Source organism: Shewanella sp. GutDb-MelDb (assembly GCF_002836075.1).
GTDB lineage: Bacteria > Pseudomonadota > Gammaproteobacteria > Enterobacterales > Shewanellaceae > Shewanella.
The window spans coordinates 1-344 of record NZ_PJBM01000092.1; the positions used below are offsets into that span (position 1 = coordinate 1).

The 344-nt window shown below is 40.7% G+C and carries 1 tRNA gene; it reads left to right on the forward strand.

The features are described 5' to 3' along the window. Positions 1-21 precede the first annotated feature (21 nt). Positions 22-97: transfer RNA gene (locus CXF82_RS01470), tRNA-Ala, on the forward strand. The last annotated feature ends 247 nt before the right edge of the window (positions 98-344 follow it).

A 344-nucleotide genomic window follows, 5' to 3' on the forward strand; every position in this document is an offset into this window, starting at 1 on the left:
TTTGTTTGACTGCATGTAAATGGGGCTATAGCTCAGCTGGGAGAGCGCCTGCCTTGCACGCAGGAGGTCTGCGGTTCGATCCCGCATAGCTCCACCATTTACTTGATTGTTAAGAACTTAGGTTCGACAGCTATCATGTAAATACACCATTTACTTTGCTAGTCGGTTAGGGAATTATTCTAATTGACTGAGTAAACTTACTTTACCAGTAGAAAGTAAGGCATGCATTGGATAGAGATGCCAAAGATAAACGAAAATTTATCTTTGGCTTTTTTAAGCCCGTTCTTTAAAAATTTGGAAAGCTGATAGTGTTAACCTGAAAAGGGACAGCGACTTACTTGTAG